The organism is Paractinoplanes ferrugineus, from assembly GCF_016862195.1.
Taxonomy (GTDB): Bacteria; Actinomycetota; Actinomycetes; order Mycobacteriales; family Micromonosporaceae; genus Actinoplanes; species Actinoplanes ferrugineus.
The window spans coordinates 50,705-70,203 of record NZ_BOMM01000050.1; the positions used below are offsets into that span (position 1 = coordinate 50,705).

Consider the following 19,499-nt stretch of genomic DNA (forward strand, 5'->3'; position numbering starts at 1 on the left):
CCGATGTCCCCCGCCCGTACCGCCGCCGCGCTGACCGGACAGCTGCTGACCTTGGTGCTGCTGACCTTGGTGCTGCTGACCGCCGGCGCGTGCGGCGGGCGGTCCGGGACCGCGCCGCCCGGCCTGGTCTTCGGCACGCTCGGTTCGCACGCCTCGGCGGCGGCCGCCGAGAACGCGGCGGGCGTCCGGGGTGCCACGCTCGAACTGGACTGGGGTGCCTACGAACCGTCCCCCGGCGCCTTCTCGGCGTCGTACGTGTCAATGATCAAGCAGCGTATGCGCACGTTCCGGGCGGCCGGGCAACAGCTCACCCTGGCGCTGGGCCTGCACCACCACCCCGCCTGGGTCCGCGACCTGCCCGACGCCGTCGCCGTCGACCAGCACGGCAACCGGCTGGCCGGCATCGACATGGTCTTCAGCCAGCCGGTACGGGACGCGGCCGCCGGCTATTTCCGCCGGATCGACGCGGATCTCGGCATCCGCGACTTCGCCCACATCCGCCTCACCTCCGGCGGCAACGCCGAGATGCTCTACAACACGGCCGGGTCGTACGCCGCCTTCAGCACCGCCGCGCAGAACGGCCCGACGATGGCGGCCGGCCTCCCTCCCAACCCCGTGCCGGGCTGGCGGCCCGGCGACCGGGACGTCACCACCGCCCGGGTCGGGGCGTGGGCGGACTGGTACGTCAACGCCCTCGCCGACGTCACCCGATGGCAGATCGCCCGGTTCGAGGCGATGCGGTTCACCGGCACCTATCAGGCCATCACCCCCGGCTCCGGAGTCCGGCCGGACGCCTACGCCGAGGCCGTGGCGCAGTTCCTTCCGGACGGGCTGCTCGGGATCGGCGGGGCGTGGCATCGCTACTACGCGTCGCTGGCGGGCACGCCGCGCCTCATGTCGTACGTGTCGTCGCTCGCCGACGGTTCGGGTGGTGACGACGGGTGCCGGCCCGCCGACCGCGACGTCCCGGTGACCGACCACCGGGCCGATGGCTGGTCCGCGGCCCGCTGGCAGAGCCGCCTGGCCGACGAGTACGGCTTCGCCAAAGGCGGCGAGAACCCCGGCTACGGCGACGGGGTGGCGAAGGGCGCCCACTATGCCGACCCGTCCGACCGCGGCATGCTGGCCGTCGCGCTACGCCAGGCTGTCGACTGCCGGTTCGACGTGTTCAACCTCGCTCACGACGAGCAGCTGTGGCGGGGTCCGTTGAGCCTCGACACGTACGCCGAACACATCCGCGCCGCTGCCGGGACCCGATAGGTCCCGCGACAGCGAACACCACACCCCGTAAAGCGTCCTAGGAACCTGGGTAGCAGCGATCACACCGGGTAAACCCGGTACCGCAGCTGCGCGTCGTACCGAAGACCGGTGACCGCCGTGATGATCGACCAGAGGAAGTCCTCGTCCGGACCCCAGGACGGCACCGGCACCTCGGCCTCGGCCGGCAGCGGCGTCCCCTCGTCCTCCACCGCCACCCCGTCGGCGTAGACGTAGTGCCGGATGCGTTCACCGTCGGTGAACAGCGTGAAACCGTACGTGCTGGAGGCGCTGCTGAAGAAGACCACCAGGGCGGTGCCGGGATCGGTCGGTTCCCAGCCCATGACCAGGTCCATCATCGGGTTCCAGACCTGCGCCCAGCCACCCGGATCGGCAGCGTAGAGGGCCTCGGGCTTGAGAGCGCCGGTGGCCTGGCCGGCTTCGACGAGTTCGCCGCTGAACTCGGTGATGGCGAGGTCGTCCACCGCCTCGTCGGCCGTGACGCCCTGACGGAAGAGCACCGAGGTGTTCCAACCCATGATCAAAACAACCTTTCCTGTACGGCGGGGGCCGCCGCCCACGGTAGCGCCCGATCGGGACCGGAAAAGTATCGCCGGACACCCGGGCGGTGTTGGTCCACGGGTCCGGGCCGGCACATGATCGGCAGATGAGCGAACAGCCGATCGCGGTGCCGTGCTGACCTGGCCGGCGGACGCCCTGGACCGGATCGACGCGGCCCACGAGCTGCGCATCGCGGTCGAGCGCACCGACGGATCCCGGCCCGACCCGGTGCCGATCTGGGTGGTCCGCGTCGCCGACCAGGTGTACGTCCGTACCTGGTACCGGCGCGGCACCGGCTGGTTCGGGCGCGCCGTCGCGGCCGGCCGAGCCCACATCGAAGTCCCCGGCCTCGACGCCGCGGTCACCGTCGAGGACCTCGGCGCCGGCCCCGAGCGCGCCGACGTCGACGCCGCCTACCAGGCCAAGTACGGCCACGCCGGCGCCGCCTCGATGGTCACCGACGCGGCCGCCGGCACCACCCTGCGGCTGAGCCCGGCCTAGCCGGCGGGCGCCCGAACCGGCTGGGGAAGGCGGCGGCGCCATGGCTCGCGCTCACCCCTCCGCACCCCGACCACGTGGGCTGGGCCGGGTCGTTCAGCCACCGTGCGCTCTCCCTGGCGGAGCGGACAGCGGCCCCGAGGAACCGGCAGTTCGCCGGCGCCGAACGGCTGCTGTGCTTCGGCGATCAGCCCTTCGGCCGGGTGCGCCCCGCGGCGGACGGGACGATCTCGTGGGATCCGGTGCCCAGCACCGTGCCCGCCGGGCCGCCGCGCCTGCTGGACTGATGAACGCCCGGTCCTCTTCCGCGCGGTCGGGCGTCGCGGGAAGAGGACCGGGGTGAAGTTCTCCTAGGCGTCCAGCGTCCCGAACCACTTGTCGCAGACGGCGTCGAACGCCTCGGGCTGCTCGACCCACGGGAAGTGGCCGGCGTCCGCGATGACCTCCAGGGTGGAGGACGGCATCGCGGCGTGCATCCGCGCCGCCTGCGACACCGGGTCGCACTGGAAGTCGTCGTCCCCGACGATGATCAGTGTCGGCGCGGTGATGCGGGGCAACTCCGCGAGGAGGTTCCTGCTCTGGAAGCCGGCCATCCGGCTGTACTCGAGGACCGCGTCGTCGAACTCCAGGTTCGCCAGGCCGGCCGCCGCCAGCTCGGGGTCGTGGAAATAGAAGGCGCCGGTCTTCGCCAGGATCTGTTCGATGGTCAGGGGACCGGCCGCGCCGGTCATCGCCGCCATGGCGTCGTCGACGTATGTCGGGTGCGCCCGGTAGAAGGGCTCCGAGCGGCGCTTGTCGATCATTTTCATCATCTCGCGGTCGCGGACCTCGTCGGCCGCCGCGATCGCGTCGACGGCGATGATCCCGAGCAGGTGGTCGCCATGTGCAAGGCCGTAGGCCAGCGCCTGGTGGCCGCCGCCCGAGTGCCCGGCGACGAAGACCTTCGGCACGTCCAGGTGGACGCGCAGGGCCTCGAGGTCAGCCACGAAGTGCTCGAGCGTATAGCCCTCGGCGTTCTCCGGACCGGACGACTTACCGCTGTGCCGCGCGTCGAAGTACACCACGGTGCAGTGCCTCTCCAAGGCGGGCTGCGGCATCAGGTAGTCGACGGCGGGGCCCCAGCCCGGCGAGGGAAGAAGCAGAACGGGGCCGTCACCCCGTACGTGACAATGCAGTTTGATGCCGTTGACTTCGATGAACTGCTCACCTTGTCGCAGGGTTCCCATGATGGGGTGCTCCGTTCTCGTCGCTGCTGGTTCGGCGACGAGATGCACCACGACCCGGCGAAGTGCGTGACCTACCCGGTGATCCGCGTCATATGCCTCCTGGGCCTCGGCGATGAACTTCGCGGATCGCCGTCCGTCGGCCCTTCGTTCACCATGCCGACGCTCAGGACGGAGCCCGTCGGGAGCATCGGTCCACTCGGCACTCTGCTCTCGCTGACCGCGTGCGCCGGCACCGGCTCGCCCGCGAACCGGTCCGGGGCGAACTCGTCGGGGTCCACTTCGGCCGCCCGGCCGGTGGAATGCCGCACTCGCGACCTCCGGGCCACCGCCACCATCCACCCGGTGCGGCTGACGCCGGGGAGCCGGGCGTACGCGCTGATCACCGTCAGCTACGCGCCCAACGCTTGTACGCCCGTGCCGGCGCGCGGCTACCGCGTCCGTCCCCCGGACGAGACCAACGCGGTCTTCGCCGGCAAAGCGCAGTACGCCTGCTCCGAACCGGGCCAGTCGGTCGGCCGGGTCGCCCCGCTCACCGCGGACGAGGCCCGCCGGACCCAGCGAGCCTCGTCCCGAGCTGGCGAACAATCGCGCCTACCGGCTCAGCTGGGGCAGCACCGCGGAGGTCGACGCGAACCTGCCGATGGTCGTTCACCACGGCCGGCGGGCGACGGCGGTGAGTCACTGACCGAGCAGCATGAGGGGGTCACCCTCGAACCAGGCGTTGGCGATGTCCAGGTGGCGGATGCGCCACTGCTCGCCGTCGCGGACCATCGTGGCGGTGTAGCGGTTCATCATCAGGGCGTGCCGGGTGACCGCCGGGTCCGAGCCGGTTCCCGGCTTGAAGTGATTGGCCTGGGCGTAGGCGTGCACGGTGGCGGTGTCGCCGGCGATGTCGTACCGGATGTTGCTGATGGCGTGGCTGGTGTCCAGCGGCCCCACCGCGCCGATCAGGGCTTCGACCACGGTCTCCCGTGGGGTCAGCGGCGGGAAGTCGTAGCCGATCCGCCGCATCGCCGGGCCGAGGTCGACGACCGCGTCCGCGGTGAGCGACGAGGCCAGCAGTTCGGCGTCGTCGAGGTCCAGACCAGCGGTGTAGCGGTGGAGGGTGTCCGCGATGGCGGCCCGGTCGGCGAGGGTCGAGGAGGTGTCGATCGTGTCGGTCATGAGACCGATTCGACCGCCCCGGCGCCGACACAACGCCGACGAAACGTTGACGGGCGCCTTCGCCGAGCAAGGCCCCGGTCTCCACGCGGTTGTCCGGGGGCGAGCAAGGACAAGTCACATTCAGTAGCCACCCCCGAAAAACGCCGCGTACGTTCGGAGGGTGCGCACCGAGATCGCCCGCGCTGCGCGGGGTGGCGACCAAGACGCCTTCGCATTACTGGTGAACGAGAATCTGGCCGGCATGCGGGCCGTGGCCATTGCCGTCCTCGGCTACGGCGAAGAGGCCGCGGACGCTGTCCAGGACGCCGTGCTCATCGCTCTGCGTAAGATCTCACAGCTCCAGGATCCGGCGGCGGCCGGGCCGTGGCTGCGGTCGATCGTGCGCAACAACTGCCGGATGGTGCTGCGGGCACGCCGCGACGTACCGATCGCCGATCTCGAGCCGATGCTGCCCGCGGACACCGCACCCGGCCCCGAGGAGGCCCTCGACCGGGCGGCCACGCGGGACTGGGTCCGCACCGCGGTCGACACGTTGCCCGAACCGGTACGGGAGGTCACCGTGCTGCGCTACTTCACCGCGCATTCCTCGTACGCCCAGATCGCCGAGCTGTGCGCCGTGCCCGCCGACACCGTCCGCAGCCGCCTGCGCGACGGGCGGCGGCTCTTGAGCGCGCCTTGCGCGAGTCCTCCCCGGCGGCCTTCGAGGATTCCCGCGCCCGGACCGAAGCCGCCCGGACCGAGGCCGAGGAGCACATCCGGGCCAGCCGCGACGACGGGTTCGCCGGCCTGATCCGGGAACGCTTCCGGCCCGACACGTCGCTGACCCTGAGCGGCTCCCTCACCAGCGACTCCACCTTCCTGCACACGATGGTCGACTACACCTACGGCGCCGGCGTCCGGCTGCGACTGCGTGCGGTCACCGTCGGCCGCGACCTGATCGTCTGGGAGACCGACTTCATCAACCCGCCGGACCAGCCCGAGCACTGCCCGCCCGCGCTGGTCTGGCTGCACACCCTGCGAGAAGGCCGCACCCAGCGCTTGCGCCTGGCCTACCAGCAGGACCCGGCGGCCTGACCGCGGCGACCGCTGATGAGGCGGGCTCGCCGCCTCAGACCGGGGCGGCTTGTCCCGCCAGGGCGCCGGCCAGGATCGGGACCAGCCGGTGCTCGATCCGCTCGGCGGGCTCGGCGGCCAGCTCGGCGCCGATCGGGGCCAGGGCGAGCCAGTTCAGCAGGCCGGCGATGCACCGCGTACGAAAAATCAGCTCTTGTTCGTCGATGCCCGGCAGCCGGGCCGTCAGCACGCGGAGCGCGTCCGTGCGGGTCTGTTCGAATTTGCCGGTCAGCCGGCCCCACCCGGCCGGTGGGTCGATGCCGATCCGGGCGACGGTCCGGATGATGGCCAGCTCGGTGCCGCCGGCGGCCAGAGCCTGCATCATCGGCCGGGCGAACCCCACGGCAAGCTCGGTCAGCGTCGAGTCGGGAGTCAGTCGGGCGAGCGCCTCGAGCTGGGCGTCGAGATAGCGTTCCAGCGCGGTTTCGACGGCCGCGTCGCGCAACGCCTTCAGCGAGCCGAAGTGGTAGCTGACGGCCGCCACGTTGGCCCCGGCCTTCTCCGTGACCTCGCGCAGCGAGAGCCCTTCCGGCCCCTTGCGAGCCAGCAACTCCAGCGTCGCGGTGAGCAGCCCACCACGCGTGCGCTGGCCCGCCTCCCGCCGCAGATCCGCTCGTTCCGCCATCAAAGAAGTAAAACAACTGTTTGATTTTATGTCAATCCAGCGGCGTTTCGTTCATTCTGTTCACCGTTCCGAAACCGCCGGTGACCAGGCGAGCACGGGAAGCGCTTTCTCGGGCTAACCGCTGGTATTGACACGGCCAGAGGCAGCGAAGCAGCCTGAGCTCAGAGAGCGCTTTCTCCGCCTCGTCCCCCTCTCCCCCGCCGGAGCCACCATGAGATTCCCCCGCCGAGGGGTGTCCGCCCTCGCCGCCAGCACGCTGATCAGTGCCCTCGTGCTGCTCGCCGCCCCCCACGCGAACGCCGCCGAGACGCTGCTGTCCGCCGGCCGACCGGTCACCGCCTCGTCCACCGAAAGCTCCGCCGTGCCGGCCGCCGCGGCCGTCGACGGCAACACCGGCACCCGCTGGTCCAGTGCCTTCACGGCATCCCAGTGGTTCCAGGTCGACCTCGGCGCCCCGGCCGCGGTCGGCCACGTCGCCATCGACTGGGAAGCGGCCTACGCCAAGGCGTTCAGCATTCAGCTCTCGACCGACGGCGTCAGTTACAGCACCGCCTACTCGACCACCGCCGGCGTCGGCGGCCGGCCGGACGTCACTGTCACCGGCACCGCCCGCTACGTGAAGGTCCTGCTCACCACGCGAGCGCTGACCGCGTACGGATATTCGTTCTGGGAACTGCGGGTCTACGGCGCCGCCGGCCCGACTCCCGCGAAGGCCGGCATCGGCGCGCTGGCGCTCGTCAACGACCTCACCCACCAGCCGATCCTGGGCTTGAGCCCGCTCGTCGACGGCTCGGTGGTCGACCTCACCAGGCTGGCCGGCCGCAACCTCAGCCTGCGGGCCACGCTCGCGGCCGGGGTCGCCGCCGGCAGCGTGACGTTCCAGCTCACCGGAGCAAAAGGCACCACCCTTTCGCGTACGGAGAACACCGCGCCCTATTTTCTCTGCAACGACTATGTGGACTGTCCGCTGCTGGCCACCCCGGACACCTACACATTGACCGTTCAGGCGTACTCCGCGGCCGATGCGGCGGCTCGAAGGCCGGAGCGCCCGCGACGATCCACTTCACCGTCTCCGCCACGGCGGTTGCCCCGCCCGCGCTCGACGTCCTCTACATCGGCAACAGTCTGATCGGCACCGCCACCACCGCGACCGGCCAGGACACCCCGAGCCTGGTGCGGACGCTGGCGTCGGCGGCCGGGCGGACGGTGCGCACCACCGAGGTCATCCACTTCGGCAACACGCTGCAGCAGACCTACGACGCCGGCGAGGTGACCGCGGCGCTGAGCGGGGCCACCAGGTACGACTACATCGTGCTCCAGGAGTACAGCACGCTCGTCGCCACCAACCCGGCCGCGGCCACGTCGGCACTGCTCGGCACGTACGCGCCGGCCTTCGCCCGGACCCTCAAACCGGGCGGCAAGGTGGTGCTGTTCAAGAACTGGGCCCTGCGTGACCCGGCCCCGTTCGCCACCCGGGCGGCCGCCGTCGCCGCGATCGACACCAATTACGCCGCCCTGTCGGCGGCCCTCGACACGCCCAACGTGGTCGCCCCGATCAGCGACGAGTTCGAGAAGCTGATCGCCACCAACGGGACGTCCTACCTGATCGTCGCGGACGGCAAGCACCCCGACGACACCGCGATCTACCTGGACGCGGTGACGCTCTACGGCATCCTCTTCCGCGAGTCGCCGCGCGGCCTGAGCGACCAATATCTGACCGCCACCACGGCCGCCGCGCTGCGCGACGTGGCTGCCACCCAGATCGGCTACTGAGCACGGACGCGGTCCCGGGGATCGGCCACGCCGGTTCCCGGGACGCAGCGTGCGTCCTCAGATCTGCTCGGCCCCGCCGTCCACGAAGACCTCGGAGCCGGTCATGAAGCTGGACTGCTCGGAGACCAGGAACAGCGCCACGCTGGCGATCTCCTCGGGCCGGCCGATCCGCTTCATCGGGATGCGGTCGGCGAGCTGGTCGAACAGCGCCTGCGGGTTGTCCGGCAGGAGGCCGCCGAGACCGGGCGTCTCGGTGGGGCCGGGAACGATCGTGTTGACCCGGACGCCGCGGCCGACCAGTTCGCCCGCCCAGGTGCGGCCGAGCGAGCGGATCGCGGCCTTGCTGGCGGCGTAGAGACCGAACGCGGGCTGTCCGTTGCCGGCCGAGCTGGAACCGGTCAGCACGATCGCCGCGCCGGAGTTGAGCATCGGCAGCACCTTCTGCACGGTGAAGATCACGCCGCCCACGTTGGTGTCGAAGGTGTTCTGGTAGTCCTGCCACCCGACCGTGTCGAGGGTCGCGAACTCGCCGACACCCGCGTTGACGAAGACCGCGTCGAGCCCCTTGCCGTGGTCCCGGATCGCGGCGGCGAGCCGGTCCAGATCGTCGAGGTCGCTGACGTCGCTCTTGACGCCGGTGGCGTTTCCCACCGCCTTGACCGCGTTGTCCAGGCGTTGCTGATCGCGCCCGGTGATGAACACGTGCGCGCCCTCGGCGGCGAACCGGTGCGCGGTGGCCAGTCCGATCCCACTCGTGCCGCCGGTCACCAGCGCCGTCTTGCCGTCCAGCTGCCCCATGACGTTCCCCTCTCGGATGTCGCGTCTCCACAACAAATCAAACGCTTGATTTAAATTACGTCGGGACCGCCGACAAGTCAAGCGATTGTTTGACTACTTCCCGGCCGAGGTCAGCCGGGGTCGGGGCGGGTACCGATGTGCGCCAGCAGATCCCGCACGCCACCGGCCGGCGGCACCCGGCCGCCGGTCCACACGGCTCGCAGGTCCCGGCGCAGGGCCAGGCCGGCCACCGGGACGTGCCGCAGTCGGCCGGCCCGCAGGTCGTCGGTGACGGCCAGCCGGCTGATCACGGCGGGTCCGGCACCGGCCAGGACGGCCGCGCGAACCGCCGCGGTGGTGGACAGCTCGAGCGCGGCCGGGGCCGGGCGCGCAGCCGCGCCGAGGACCCGGCGTAACGCGGCATCCAGGAACTCCCGGGTGCCCGAGCCGACCTCACGGGTGACCAGCGGTGTCTCGCACAGCTCGGCGGCGTCGACCCCGGCCGGGCGGCGGGCCCAGCGGTGCTCCGGCGGCACCACCAGCACCAGCTCGTCGTGGGCGACGACCCGGCTGCGCAGACCCGGCGGCGACTTCGGGCCCTCGATGAACCCCAGATCGGCGTGACCGGCCGAAACCTGCGCGATCACGTGCTCGCTGTTGGTGGCCTCGAGGACCACCTGGATCGGGGTGACCCCGCGCCGCCGGGCGTCCGCCTGCACGCTGACCAGCCAGCTCGGCAGCAGCTGCTCGGCGACCGTCAGGCTGGCGCTGACCCGGATCCGGCTGCGGGTGTCCTCGCGCAACGACGCCAGGCCGGCGTCGACCTCCTGCGCCACGCCCAGCAGTCGATCCGCCCACTGCGCGACGACGACCCCGGCCGGCGTCAGCTCGGCGCCCCGGGTCGTACGCACCGCCAGCCGCACCCCGGTCTGCGCCTCCAGGCTCGCCATCCGGGCCGACACCGCCTGCTGGGTGAGCCCGACGTCGCGCCCGGCCGCGCTCAGACTGCCCGTCCGGGCGACCGCGAGCAGGATCTCCAGCGATGCCAGCTCGGGCATCCGCGCGCTCAAAGCCACAAGCAGGGATGGTAACCGGCCACAAGGTGGGCTTGTGGCTTCACCACGTCGAGGTGGCTACCGTCCAGGTCGGCCCGGCCTGATCGTTCAGGTATGACCACTTCGACGTTGCCCCAGCCGGTCGTGACCCACCACGCCGCACCGGAACCGCACCGGCTCGCCCGCTACGGGCTGCTGCGCGACCTCGAACACCCCCGCGACGTGCTGGCCAACCTCACCCCGAACTGGTACGCGTCGATCATGGGCACCGGCATCGTGGCCACCGCCGCGGCGTCGCTGCCGCTGCAGTTCCCCGGCCTGCGAGCCGTCGCCACCGCCGGGTGGGCGCTCGCCGCGCTGATGCTTGTCGCGCTGACCGCCGCCACCGTCGCGCACTGGACGCGGCACCCCCGCACCGCGCGCGGACACCACGCCGACCCGATCATGGCCCACTTCTACGGCGCTCCGCCGATGGCGATGCTCACCGTGGGCGCCGGCACCCTGCTGCTGGGCCGTGACGTCATCGGCCTGCACGCCGCGCTCGGCATCGACTGGGTGCTCTGGACCGCCGGCACCCTGGCCGGCCTGTTCACCGCCGCCTCGGTGCCGTACCTGCAGTTCACCCGCCACGAAGGGGTCGACGGGCGCAGCGCGTTCGGCGGGTGGCTGATGCCCGTCGTCCCGCCGATGGTGTCGGCCTCGACCGGCGCCCTGCTCGTCCCGCACACCCCGGCCGGGCAGCTCCGGGAGACCCTGGTGCTGGCCTGTTACGCCATGTTCGGGCTCAGCCTGCTCGCCTCGCTCATCATCATCACGCTGATCTGGCACCGGCTCGCCCAGCACAAGGTCGGACCGGCCCGGATGGTGCCGACCCTGTGGATCGTCCTGGGCCCGCTCGGCCAGTCGATCACCGCGGCGAACCTGCTCGGTGGGGTCGCCGCGCCGGCCGTGCCCGCCCCGTACGCACATGCCATGCAAGCCTTCGGCGTGCTCTACGGCGTACCCGTCTGGGGTTTCGCCCTGCTCTGGGCCGCCCTGGCCGCCGCCATCACCCTGCGCACCGCCCGCGACCACCTGCCGTTCTCGCTCACCTGGTGGTCGTTCACCTTCCCGGTCGGCACGGTCGTCACCGGCACCTCGGGCCTGGCCCTGCACACCGGCTCGGCGGTGTTCCGCGCCGCCGCCGTCGTCTTCTATGCCGGCCTGCTCGCCGCCTGGGCCGCCGTGGCGCTGCGCACCGCCCGAGGCAGCCTGCGCGGCACCCTGTTCAAACCGGTCGGCTGACTCCCGGAGGCGGCGTTCATCGTGACTCCAGATAGGCGCGCCAGCCGCCGTGGTCGGTGATGTCGGGGGCACCGGCGAGGGCGGCCGGTTCGCACAGGAAGCCGGTCACCGCCGATCCGTCGGCGAGCCGCACCTTGCCGAGGGCCATCGGCTCGGGCAGCGCGGCCAGGAACGGCCCGAGGGTCGCGGGCGGCAGCTCCCACAGTTCACCGGCGATCGCGGCGCCGCCCCGGACGACCCGCAGCAGGCCGGGTTTGGGCGGTGCGGTGGGCAGGGCGTGCATCCGGTATTCCGGGGCGGTGCGGACCTCGCCGAGCATCCGGGCGCCGGCCGCGGTGAGCTGGTGGTTGAGTGGCTGCCCGGTCAGGTGCGCGCCCACCACCAGCAACGGCAGCCCGGTCGAGTAGGGAGCGGCCGGTTGCGGGCCGACGAGCATCGCGGCGATGTCGGCGGCGACCGCGTCGGCGAAGCCCCGGGTGATGATCTGGACCCCGATCCCGGCCGGCACGGCGACCGCGGCCAGGCCGAACAGGTTGCAGAAGTTCGTGTAGGTGCCGACGCGGGCGTTGACGCCGACCGGGTCGGCGGTGACCTCGGCGATCGTCGGGTGGAAGGGCGCGGTGGGCAGCAGGAGCGCGTCGGCGTCGCCCCACGCGGCCATCGCCTCGGCGCGCAGTCGTTGCAGGCGTTCGGTGTCGGCGACGAGGGTGTGGGCCGCGACGTCGCGGGCGTTGCCGATGATCGCCCGTACGGTGGGGTCGACCTGGTCCGGGTGCTCGTCGATGAACGCGCCGACCGCCGCGTACCGTTCGGCGACGAAGCCGCCCTCGTACAGCAGGCGGGCCGCGGCCAGGAACGGCCCGAGCCGGATCGGGCGCAGCCGGGCCCCGGCGCTCTCCAGGGTTTTCGACGCCCGTTCGAAGTGGTCCAGCCATTCCGCGGAGAGGTGCGGCAGCTCGTCGCGGTCGGGCACCGCGATCACCGGGTGCGGCGGCGCGGCGAGCGGGGCGTCCGCGGGGAAGACCGGATCGCTCATGACGGCTACCGCCTGGCGGCCTTCGGCGAGGGTACGGGCGAAGACGGTGACGCAGTCGAGGCTGCGGGAGGCCGGCACGACACCGCCGGCGGGGATCACGCCGTACGTCGGTTTGATGCCGACGATCCGCTGGAAGGCGGCCGGCACCCGGCCGGAACCGGCGGTGTCGGTGCCCAGGGCGAGGTCGACGATGCCGAGGGCGACGGCCACCGCCGAGCCGGAGCTGGAGCCGCCGGAGACCCGGGCCGGGTCGCGGACGTCGCGGACCGCGCCGTACGGGCTGCGGGTGCCGACCAGGCCGGTGGCGAACTGGTCGAGGTTGGTCTTGCCGAGCACGATCGCGCCCGCGTCGACGAGCCGCTGCACGGCGGGGGCGCTGTGCTCGGGGGTGTAGGCGTACCCGGGGCAGCCGGCCGTGGTGGGCAGGCCGGCCACGTCGATGTTGTCCTTGACCGCCACGAGCTTGCCGGCCAGGGGCAGGGTGGCGCCGGCCCCGAGGCGATCCGCCACCGTCACCGCGTCGGCGAGCACGTCCGGCAGGCAGCGCAGGGTGATCCACGCTTCGGGGCGTGCACCGAGGGCGAGCTCGGCGTAAGCGGAACGGACGCGGTCCTGCGGGGTCATCGGGAGTTCCTTCCGGCGAGTACGACCAGCGGGTTGCCCGGGGCGACCTGCGCGCCGGCGCTGACCAGGATGTCGGTGACCAGACCGGCGCGGGGCGCGGTGACCACGGTCTCGAGTTTCATGGCCTCCAGGGCGAGCAGGGGCTGGCCGGCCTCGACCCGGTCGCCGGGCCGCACGTCGACGCGCCAGACGCTGGCCACGAACGGCGCCTCGACGAGGACGCCGCCCTCGGGCACGGCGACGTCGGCCGTGGCCGGTGGCGGCGGTGGTTCGGGGCGGGGGTCGAACTCGCCCGCCGCCGCCCAGGCCCGCCGTTCCCGGCCGAACGCCGCCGTCTGCCGGGCCCGGAAGTCCGCGATGGAGGCGGCGTTGCCGGCGAGGAAGGCCTCGTGGTCGGCGAGGGAGAAGACGCCCTCCTCGATGTGCGGCCGGTGCCGTCCGGCGGCGACGTCGGCGCGCAGGTCGAGCAGTTCCTCGGCGCCGACCGGGTACCACTGGATCCGGTCGAAGTGGCGCAGCAACCACGGGTCCCCGGCCTCGCGCCAGCGGGACCAGACCTGCACGGTGCGCCCGACGAACTGATAGCCGCCGGGGCCTTCCATGCCGTAGACGCACAGGTAGGCACCGCCGATGCCGACCGCGTTCTCCGGGGTCCAGGTGCGGGCCGGGTTGTACTTGGTGGTGACCAGCCGGTGCCGGGGGTCGAGCGGGGTGGCCACCGGCGCGCCGAGATAGACGTCGCCGAGCCCGAGCACCAGATAGCTGGCGTCGTAGACGGTCCGGTGGACGTCGTCGACGCTGTCGAGGCCGTTGACCCGGCGGATGAACTCGATGTTCCAGGGGCACCAGGGCGCGTCGTCGCGGACCCCGGCCATGTAGCGGGCGATCGCTTCCCGGGTCGCCGGGTCGTCCCAGCTCAACGGCAGGTGCACGACCCGGCTGGGGACCCGCGGGTCACGGGGCAGCTGACCTTCGAGCTCGCGTACCAGACCGAGGAGCTTGCGCACCGGAAGCCGCGCCGAGTCCACGTGCACCTGCAGCGACCGGATGCCCGGGGTCAGGTCGACCACGCCGTCGAGGCCCTCCGCGCGCAGCCGGTCCATCAGGGCGTGCCCGCGCAGGCGCAGACCGAGGTCGAGGGTCATCGGGCCGTACTCGATGAGCAGGTTGTCGTCGCCCGCGCGGCGATAGGTCACGTCCTCGCCGCGGGCGAGCACGCCGTCGTCGACGGTCGCGGTCAGCGGGGTGAAGTCGAGGTCGGAGACGGGCACGAAGCGTACGGTGTCGCCGGGGCTGAGCTGACCGAGTTTCCAGCGTTCGGCGGTGATGACGGTGGCCGGGCAGACGAAGCCGCCGAGGCTGGGGCCGTCCGGTCCGAGCAGGATCGGCACGTCTCCGGTGAAGTCGACGGCACCGACCGCGTACGGGGTGTCGTGGATGTTGGAGGGGTGCAGGCCGGCCTCGCCGCCGTCGGTGCGCGCCCAGCGCGGCTTGGGGCCGATCAGCCGCACGCCGGTGCGCGCGGAGTTGAAGTGCACGGTCCACCGCGCGGCGTAGAACTCGTCGATGTCGGCCCGCTGGAAGAACTCGGGCGCGGCGTGCGGGCCCTCGGTGACGTGGATCTGCCAGTCGCGGCGGATCGCCGGCCGCTGCCCGACCGGCACCGGTCCACGGGTCCGCGTGGCCGGGCCGGGGCGCAGGACGTCGCCGATCCGCAGGGCGCGACCGCCGTGGCCGCCGAACTGCCCGAGGGTGAAGGTGGCCGCGCTGCCGAGGTAGAGCGGCACGTCGAGACCGCCGGCCACCAAGATGTAGGCGCGCAAGCCGGCGGTCGCCTTACCCACGTCGAGGACAGCCCCGGCCGGCACCGGTACCGGCTCCCAGCGCGGCACCCGGACCCCGTCGACGGTGACCGGGACGGCGGCACCGGTCACGCAGATCGTGGTGGGGGCGGTGAAGCGCAGCGCCGGCCCGTCCACCGTACATTCCAGGCCGGGTGCGCCGACCGGGTTGCCGAGCGCCTCGTTGCCCAGCCGGAACGACAGGTCGTCCATCGGGCCGGACGGCGGCACGCCGACCTCCCACAGCCCGATCCGGCCGGGCCAGTCCTGCACCGTGGTCATCGTGCCGGCCCGCTCGACGAGGATGCGCGGCTCCTCGTCGTGCACGTCGGCGAGCGTGGCCGTCGAGTGGGTGGCGTCCAGAACACCGGGATGTGACGTGGCCGCCCGCAGCAGGCCCAGGTTGGTCTCGATGCCGTCGATCCGGGTCTGCGCCAACGCCTCGCCCAGCGCCGTGAACGCCGCCGCGCGGGTCGGCGCGGACACGATCACCTTGGCGAGCATCGGGTCGTACGCCGTGGACACCTCGGTCCCGGCCGCGACCCAGCCGTCCACCCGTACATCCGGGGGAAAGACCGCCTGGGTGATCAAGCCGGCACCGGGCCGGTGACCTTGGGTGGGATCCTCCGCGTAGACGCGGGCCTCCACCGCGGCGCCGGACGCCGCAGGCGGCGCGGCAAGCATGCCGGTGTCGCCCTGGGCGAGGCGCAGCATCCACTCCACCAGGTCGATTCCGTAGATCGCCTCGGTGACCGGGTGCTCGACCTGCAACCGGGCGTTGACCTCGAGGAACGAGGCTTCCTCGCGGGCCGCGTCGTAGACGAACTCGACCGTTCCCGCCGACCGGTAGGAAACCGAGGAGCAGAGCGCGGCGGCCGACGAATGCAGCCGCTCACGCACGAGCGGCGGGAGGCCGGGCGCCGGCGCCTCCTCGATCACTTTCTGATTGCGGCGCTGCAGGCTGCAGTCCCGGTCGCCGAGGACGACCACTCCCCCGGCGCCGTCGCCGAAGACCTGCACCTCGACGTGGCGAGCCCGCGGAACGTAGCGCTCCAGGAACACTCCCCCGGTGCCGAAGCTGGCGACGGCCATCCGCTCCACCCGGTCGAACGCGGCCATCAGGGCGGCCGGGTCGGGGCAGGCCTGCAGGCCGATGCCGCCGCCCCCGCCGGTGGCCTTGACCATCACCGGATAGCCGATCCGGTCGGCCGCGGCCAGGGCCTCGTCCAGCCCGGACAGCAGACCGGTCCCCTCGATCATCGGAACGCCGGCCGCCCGGGCCAGGTCCCGGGCGGTGTGCTTGGCGCCGAACGAGGCGAGCTGGGCCGGGGTGGGCCCGGCGAAGACCAGCCCGGCCCGCTCGACCGCGGTGGCGAACCCGGCGTCCTCGGACAGGAAGCCGTAGCCGGGGTGGACGGCGCCGGCGCCGGTGGACAGCGCCGCCTCCAGCACCCGATCGACAAGCAGGTAGCTCTCCCGGGCCGGGGCCGGGCCGAGCCGGACCGCGACGTCGGCCATCGCGACGTGCGGGGCGGCCCGGTCGGCGTCGGAGAAGACGGCCACCGTCGTCAAGCCCATCCGGGCGGCGGTGCGGATGATCCGGCAGGCGATCTCGCCGCGGTTCGCGACGAGCAGGGTGTCGAACATGGGAGCGCCCTCCGGGTTAGACAGTGACGACCATGCGGACCGGCGTGGGGTCGAAACCGTTGCACGGGTTGTTGATCTGGGGGCAGTTCGAGACCAGGACGAGGACGTCCATCTCCGCGCGCACCGACACGGTCCGGCCGGGCGCCGAGATGCCGTCGACGATGCCGAGGCTGCCGTCCGCGTCGACCGGCACGTTCATGTACCAGTTGATGTTGCTGACCAGGTCGCGTTTGCCCAGCCCCCAGCGGCTGCCCTCGAGCAGGAAGTTCTCGACGCAGGCGTGCTGGTGCTTGGTGTGGTGGCCGTAGCGCAGGGTGTTGGACTCGCGGCTGCACGCGCCGCCGACCGTGTCGTGCCGGCCCACCTCGTCGGCGATCACGGTCATCAGGGGCCGGCCCTCGCTGGAGCGCAGCACGCTGCCGGTGGTCAGGAAGATGTTGCCCTGCGCGGCGACGGTGTCCGGGGCCGAGTAGCGCTCGGCGGTGTCGTCGGCGTTGTAGAGCAGGCAGTCGACCGCCTGGTTGCCCTTGAGGTCCTCGATGGTCAGCACCTGACCCCGGCGGATGATCGCGGACCAGGGTGCGCGCGCCGCCACGATCTCGTCGAGCACAGTCACGGCAGCCCCCGGGCGGTGAGGTAGTCGGCGGTGTTGAGAAAGGCGCGTTCGCCTTCCGGCGACCGCGTCCAGAGGTCGTCGGTGGGCGCGGCCGGCGTTCCGGTCCAGGCTTTGATGTGTACGGGCGAGCAGGTGTACGCCGCCCGCGGGTCCAGCGGGTGCGGCACGTTGGCGAGCAGCACCGTCACCGGCATCTCGGCCCGCAGTTCGACTGTCGCACCGGGTCCGGCCGAGCCGAGCCAGGTGAACCCGCCGTCCTCGCCGACCCGTACGCCCTGGAAGAACGAGATGCTCGGCGGCAGGTCCCGGCGGGTCAGGCCGTGCTTGGCGGCGGCCAGGGTGAGCAGTTCCCGCCCGGCCGGAGTGGGTCCCTGCGGGCTGCCGTCGCCGTACCGTTCGGTGTTGCGCAGCCGGGTGGACGTGCCGCAGAAGGTGTCCGAGCGGTCGGGCGCCCCGGCGAGCACCGAGGCGAGCACCCGGCCCTGATCGGACAGCAGCAGATGGCCCGCCCCCACGTACGCCTGCCACAGCACTTTCACGGTGTCGGCGACGTTGAGCCGTTCCCACGGTTCGTCGGCGTTGAAGAGCAGCACCGAGACACAGGCGTCGCCGTCACGGTCGGTCAGTCGCAGGGTGCTGCCGCGGGCCAGCCGCTTGCTCGCGTAACCGCCGCCGGGCACGGTCTCGGCCCAGATCAGGCCGTCACCGGCGGGCACGGTCGGCATGCACTCGACGACGGTGCCCGCCTGAGCGCGGGCGTGGTCCCGCGCCCCCGCGGTGGTAGCCGTGCTCACGCTCATGCCGTCTCGCCTTCCGGGAGCACCGCCGCCGGCAAAGGCAGGTGCAGTGCCATCGCGCGGGTGCGGTAGCGCAGGAAGGCCAGGCCACCGGCGAGCAGGGCGCCCCCGACGAACAGCAGTGCGAAGTAGTGCAGGTACCAGTGGGCGCCGGCGGGGTCGTAGACCTCGGGCCGCGGCCACCCGAGATTGACGATCATGCCGATGCCGTAGACCACGGCGAGCGCGTTGACGACGATCCCGAACCGGCCGAGCGAGAACAGCTTCCCGCCCCGCTCGGTGCCGGTCACCTCCTCGCCGCCCGGCCAGCCCTGCCATCGGCGGATCAGCAGCGGCACGGTGACCAGGGCGTACGCGATGTAGAGCAGGACGATGCAGACGCTGGTGATCGCGGTGAACAGGGCCGGCTGGCCGATGTTGACAAGCAGGACCGCGGCGGCGCCGACCCCGACGACGATCGACGGCAGAACCGGGGCACCGGTGCGCGGCGACACCCGGCGCAGCGCGGCCGAGAACGGCAGCACGTCGTCGCGGGCCATCGAGAAGACCATCCGGCTGCCGGCGGTCTGGATGGCCAGGGTGCAGACCGCGATGGCGATCGCCACGTCGATGAGCAGGATCCGCCCGCCGGTCTCGCCCAGCCGGGTGGTCAGCACGTACGGCAGGCCTTCGGTGGCCAACCGGCCGTCGGTCAGGCTGGGCGCGGCCATCAGGGCCGCGATCAGCATCAGGCCGCCGCCGATGCCGGCGGCGGCGAGCGCCCGCAGAATCGTGCGCGGGGCGGTGTGCCGCGGGTCGCGGGTCTCCTCACTGAGCTCGCCCGCCGAGTCGAAGCCGACCACGACGTACGCCGCCATCAGTGCCGACACCAGGAACGGTCCGACGTAGCCCAGCCCGGTGCCGGTGCCGCCGGTGTCGAAGACGACGCCCGGCCCGCGCTCGGCGTGGGTGAGCAGCAGGACCACGACGGCGGCCACCCCGATGATCTCCAGGGTCACCCCGGCGCTGTTGACGATCGACATCAGCCGGACGCCGATCACGTTGATCACGGTGGTGACGGCGATCAGCGCGGAGCCCAGGATCACCGCGTTGGTGGCGCCGGTGGTGGAGGTGAGCGACGGGTCCCCGCCGACCAGCTGGAAGCCGGCCCAGATCGACGGGAGCACCACCTGCAGCGCGATCGCGGCCGCGGCCACCGTGGCGATCTGCGCGATGATCATGACCCAGCCCGCGAACCAGCCGACGGTGGCGTTGGCGAGCCGCCGCGACCACTGGTAGATGCAGCCGGAGATGGGGTAGCGGGCGGCCAGTTCGGCGAAGTTGAGGGCGACCATGAACTGGCCGAGGAAGACGAGCGGCCAGGTCCAGAAGAAGGCCGGGCCGCCGAACGAGAAGCCGAAGGCGAACAGCTGAAAGACCGTGGTGAGGATGGAGACGAAGGAGAAGCCGGCGGCGAACGAGGCGTAGCTGCCGATCCGGCGGTGCAGTTGTGGCTCGTAACCGAAACCGCGCAGGTCGGCGGCGTCGGCGTCGGTCTTGGAGGGCACGGGCGGAGCAGAGGTTGGGGACACGACCGCCTCCTCAGGGGTCAATTTCTGTCAGTTG

At 72.2% G+C, this 19,499-nt stretch carries 19 protein-coding genes; 8 read left to right on the top strand and 11 right to left on the bottom strand.

Annotated features, from left to right (window positions below; all coding sequences use genetic code 11):
* The first annotated feature begins 3 nt into the window (after window positions 1-3).
* Window positions 4-1,260: a hypothetical protein gene (locus Afe05nite_RS27445; RefSeq protein WP_203820112.1), complete on the top strand. Its 1,257-nt coding sequence runs from the start codon at window positions 4-6 to the stop codon at window positions 1,258-1,260.
* Window positions 1,261-1,319: 59 nt separating this feature from the next.
* Here the strand turns inward: Afe05nite_RS27445 and Afe05nite_RS27450 are convergent, their stop codons facing one another.
* Window positions 1,320-1,796 carry a hypothetical protein gene (locus Afe05nite_RS27450; protein ID WP_203820113.1) on the bottom strand — a complete coding sequence of 159 codons (477 nt, stop codon included), beginning with the start codon at window positions 1,794-1,796 and terminating at the stop codon, window positions 1,320-1,322.
* Between the two features lie 154 nt (window positions 1,797-1,950).
* Here Afe05nite_RS27450 and Afe05nite_RS27455 point away from each other — a divergent pair, with 154 nt between their 5' ends.
* On the top strand, window positions 1,951-2,319 hold the full coding sequence (locus Afe05nite_RS27455) for a DUF2255 family protein (protein WP_203820114.1): 369 nt from the start codon (window positions 1,951-1,953) through the stop codon (window positions 2,317-2,319).
* 74 nt (window positions 2,320-2,393) lie between these two features.
* Window positions 2,394-2,603 carry a hypothetical protein gene (locus Afe05nite_RS27460; RefSeq protein WP_203820115.1) on the top strand — a complete coding sequence of 70 codons (210 nt, stop codon included), beginning with the start codon at window positions 2,394-2,396 and terminating at the stop codon, window positions 2,601-2,603.
* Window positions 2,604-2,666: 63 nt separating this feature from the next.
* Here the strand turns inward: Afe05nite_RS27460 and Afe05nite_RS27465 are convergent, their stop codons facing one another.
* Both Afe05nite_RS27465 and Afe05nite_RS27470 read right to left on the bottom strand, forming a co-directional pair.
* Entirely contained in the window at window positions 2,667-3,542 is an 876-nt protein-coding gene (locus Afe05nite_RS27465; RefSeq protein WP_203820116.1) for an alpha/beta fold hydrolase, read from the bottom strand.
* Window positions 3,543-4,220: 678 nt separating this feature from the next.
* Complete coding sequence (locus Afe05nite_RS27470) at window positions 4,221-4,706, bottom strand: nuclear transport factor 2 family protein (protein WP_203820117.1); 486 nt, start codon at window positions 4,704-4,706, stop codon at window positions 4,221-4,223.
* Between the two features lie 160 nt (window positions 4,707-4,866).
* On the opposite strand from Afe05nite_RS27470, the gene Afe05nite_RS27475 reads away from it, so the two are divergent.
* A complete protein-coding gene (locus Afe05nite_RS27475) occupies window positions 4,867-5,496 on the top strand; it encodes an RNA polymerase sigma factor (RefSeq protein WP_203820118.1) in 630 nt (209 codons plus the stop codon).
* A complete protein-coding gene (locus tag Afe05nite_RS27480) occupies window positions 5,382-5,780 on the top strand; it encodes a hypothetical protein (protein ID WP_203820119.1) in 399 nt (132 codons plus the stop codon). Before Afe05nite_RS27475 ends, Afe05nite_RS27480 begins: the two co-directional genes overlap by 115 nt.
* A gap of 34 nt (window positions 5,781-5,814) precedes the next feature.
* Here Afe05nite_RS27480 and Afe05nite_RS27485 read toward each other — a convergent pair whose 3' ends face one another.
* Window positions 5,815-6,444 carry a TetR/AcrR family transcriptional regulator gene (locus tag Afe05nite_RS27485; RefSeq protein ID WP_203820120.1) on the bottom strand — a complete coding sequence of 210 codons (630 nt, stop codon included), beginning with the start codon at window positions 6,442-6,444 and terminating at the stop codon, window positions 5,815-5,817.
* A gap of 211 nt (window positions 6,445-6,655) precedes the next feature.
* On the opposite strand from Afe05nite_RS27485, the gene Afe05nite_RS27490 reads away from it, so the two are divergent.
* Both Afe05nite_RS27490 and Afe05nite_RS27495 read left to right on the top strand, forming a co-directional pair.
* A complete protein-coding gene (locus Afe05nite_RS27490) occupies window positions 6,656-7,573 on the top strand; it encodes a discoidin domain-containing protein (protein ID WP_203820121.1) in 918 nt (305 codons plus the stop codon).
* Window positions 7,574-7,617: 44 nt separating this feature from the next.
* Window positions 7,618-8,217: a hypothetical protein gene (locus Afe05nite_RS27495; protein ID WP_203820122.1), complete on the top strand. Its 600-nt coding sequence runs from the start codon at window positions 7,618-7,620 to the stop codon at window positions 8,215-8,217.
* 57 nt (window positions 8,218-8,274) lie between these two features.
* Here Afe05nite_RS27495 and Afe05nite_RS27500 read toward each other — a convergent pair whose 3' ends face one another.
* Together Afe05nite_RS27500 and Afe05nite_RS27505 are read right to left on the bottom strand one after the other, a co-directional pair.
* A complete protein-coding gene (locus Afe05nite_RS27500; protein WP_203820123.1) occupies window positions 8,275-9,015 on the bottom strand; it encodes an SDR family oxidoreductase in 741 nt (246 codons plus the stop codon).
* A 110-nt stretch (window positions 9,016-9,125) separates the two neighbouring features.
* Window positions 9,126-10,070 (bottom strand): LysR family transcriptional regulator, encoded by a 945-nt coding sequence (locus tag Afe05nite_RS27505; RefSeq protein ID WP_203820124.1) that lies wholly within the window; start codon window positions 10,068-10,070, stop codon window positions 9,126-9,128.
* Window positions 10,071-10,163: 93 nt separating this feature from the next.
* Here Afe05nite_RS27505 and Afe05nite_RS27510 point away from each other — a divergent pair, with 93 nt between their 5' ends.
* Window positions 10,164-11,333 (top strand): TDT family transporter, encoded by a 1,170-nt coding sequence (locus Afe05nite_RS27510; RefSeq protein ID WP_203820125.1) that lies wholly within the window; start codon window positions 10,164-10,166, stop codon window positions 11,331-11,333.
* 16 nt (window positions 11,334-11,349) lie between these two features.
* On the opposite strand, the gene atzF is transcribed toward Afe05nite_RS27510, so the two are convergent.
* The 5 genes from atzF to Afe05nite_RS27535 are packed head-to-tail and all read right to left on the bottom strand — an operon-like array spanning window position 11,350 to window position 19,441.
* Window positions 11,350-12,993, bottom strand: coding sequence for an allophanate hydrolase (atzF, locus tag Afe05nite_RS27515; RefSeq protein WP_203820126.1), 1,644 nt, complete (start codon window positions 12,991-12,993; stop codon window positions 11,350-11,352).
* Window positions 12,990-16,481: a 5-oxoprolinase/urea amidolyase family protein gene (locus tag Afe05nite_RS27520; RefSeq protein ID WP_203820127.1), complete on the bottom strand. Its 3,492-nt coding sequence runs from the start codon at window positions 16,479-16,481 to the stop codon at window positions 12,990-12,992. The genes atzF and Afe05nite_RS27520 overlap by 4 nt, the downstream gene beginning before the upstream one ends.
* Before the next feature lie 16 nt (window positions 16,482-16,497).
* On the bottom strand, window positions 16,498-17,097 hold the full coding sequence (locus Afe05nite_RS27525) for an urea amidolyase associated protein UAAP2 (RefSeq protein WP_203820128.1): 600 nt from the start codon (window positions 17,095-17,097) through the stop codon (window positions 16,498-16,500).
* Complete coding sequence (locus Afe05nite_RS27530; protein WP_239118230.1) at window positions 17,094-17,897, bottom strand: urea amidolyase associated protein UAAP1; 804 nt, start codon at window positions 17,895-17,897, stop codon at window positions 17,094-17,096. Before Afe05nite_RS27530 ends, Afe05nite_RS27525 begins: the two co-directional genes overlap by 4 nt.
* On the bottom strand, window positions 17,894-19,441 hold the full coding sequence (locus Afe05nite_RS27535) for an amino acid permease (protein WP_203820129.1): 1,548 nt from the start codon (window positions 19,439-19,441) through the stop codon (window positions 17,894-17,896). Before Afe05nite_RS27535 ends, Afe05nite_RS27530 begins: the two co-directional genes overlap by 4 nt.
* Window positions 19,442-19,499: the final 58 nt, after the last annotated feature.

What these genes read in the sequence shown, in the direction of transcription:
- Afe05nite_RS27445 (WP_203820112.1), top strand. Translation starts at nt 4, where the DNA reads ATGTCCCCCGCCCGTACCGCCGCCGCGCTGACCGGACAGCTGCTGACC.
- Afe05nite_RS27450 (WP_203820113.1), bottom strand. Translation starts at nt 1,796, where the DNA reads ATGGGTTGGAACACCTCGGTGCTCTTCCGTCAGGGCGTCACGGCCGAC.
- Afe05nite_RS27465 (WP_203820116.1), bottom strand. Translation starts at nt 3,542, where the DNA reads ATGGGAACCCTGCGACAAGGTGAGCAGTTCATCGAAGTCAACGGCATC.
- Afe05nite_RS27470 (WP_203820117.1), bottom strand. Translation starts at nt 4,706, where the DNA reads ATGACCGACACGATCGACACCTCCTCGACCCTCGCCGACCGGGCCGCC.
- Afe05nite_RS27485 (WP_203820120.1), bottom strand. Translation starts at nt 6,444, where the DNA reads ATGGCGGAACGAGCGGATCTGCGGCGGGAGGCGGGCCAGCGCACGCGT.
- Afe05nite_RS27490 (WP_203820121.1), top strand. Translation starts at nt 6,656, where the DNA reads ATGAGATTCCCCCGCCGAGGGGTGTCCGCCCTCGCCGCCAGCACGCTG.
- Afe05nite_RS27500 (WP_203820123.1), bottom strand. Translation starts at nt 9,015, where the DNA reads ATGGGGCAGCTGGACGGCAAGACGGCGCTGGTGACCGGCGGCACGAGT.
- Afe05nite_RS27510 (WP_203820125.1), top strand. Translation starts at nt 10,164, where the DNA reads ATGACCACTTCGACGTTGCCCCAGCCGGTCGTGACCCACCACGCCGCA.
- atzF (WP_203820126.1), bottom strand. Translation starts at nt 12,993, where the DNA reads ATGACCCCGCAGGACCGCGTCCGTTCCGCTTACGCCGAGCTCGCCCTC.
- Afe05nite_RS27520 (WP_203820127.1), bottom strand. Translation starts at nt 16,481, where the DNA reads ATGTTCGACACCCTGCTCGTCGCGAACCGCGGCGAGATCGCCTGCCGG.
- Afe05nite_RS27530 (WP_239118230.1), bottom strand. Translation starts at nt 17,897, where the DNA reads ATGAGCGTGAGCACGGCTACCACCGCGGGGGCGCGGGACCACGCCCGC.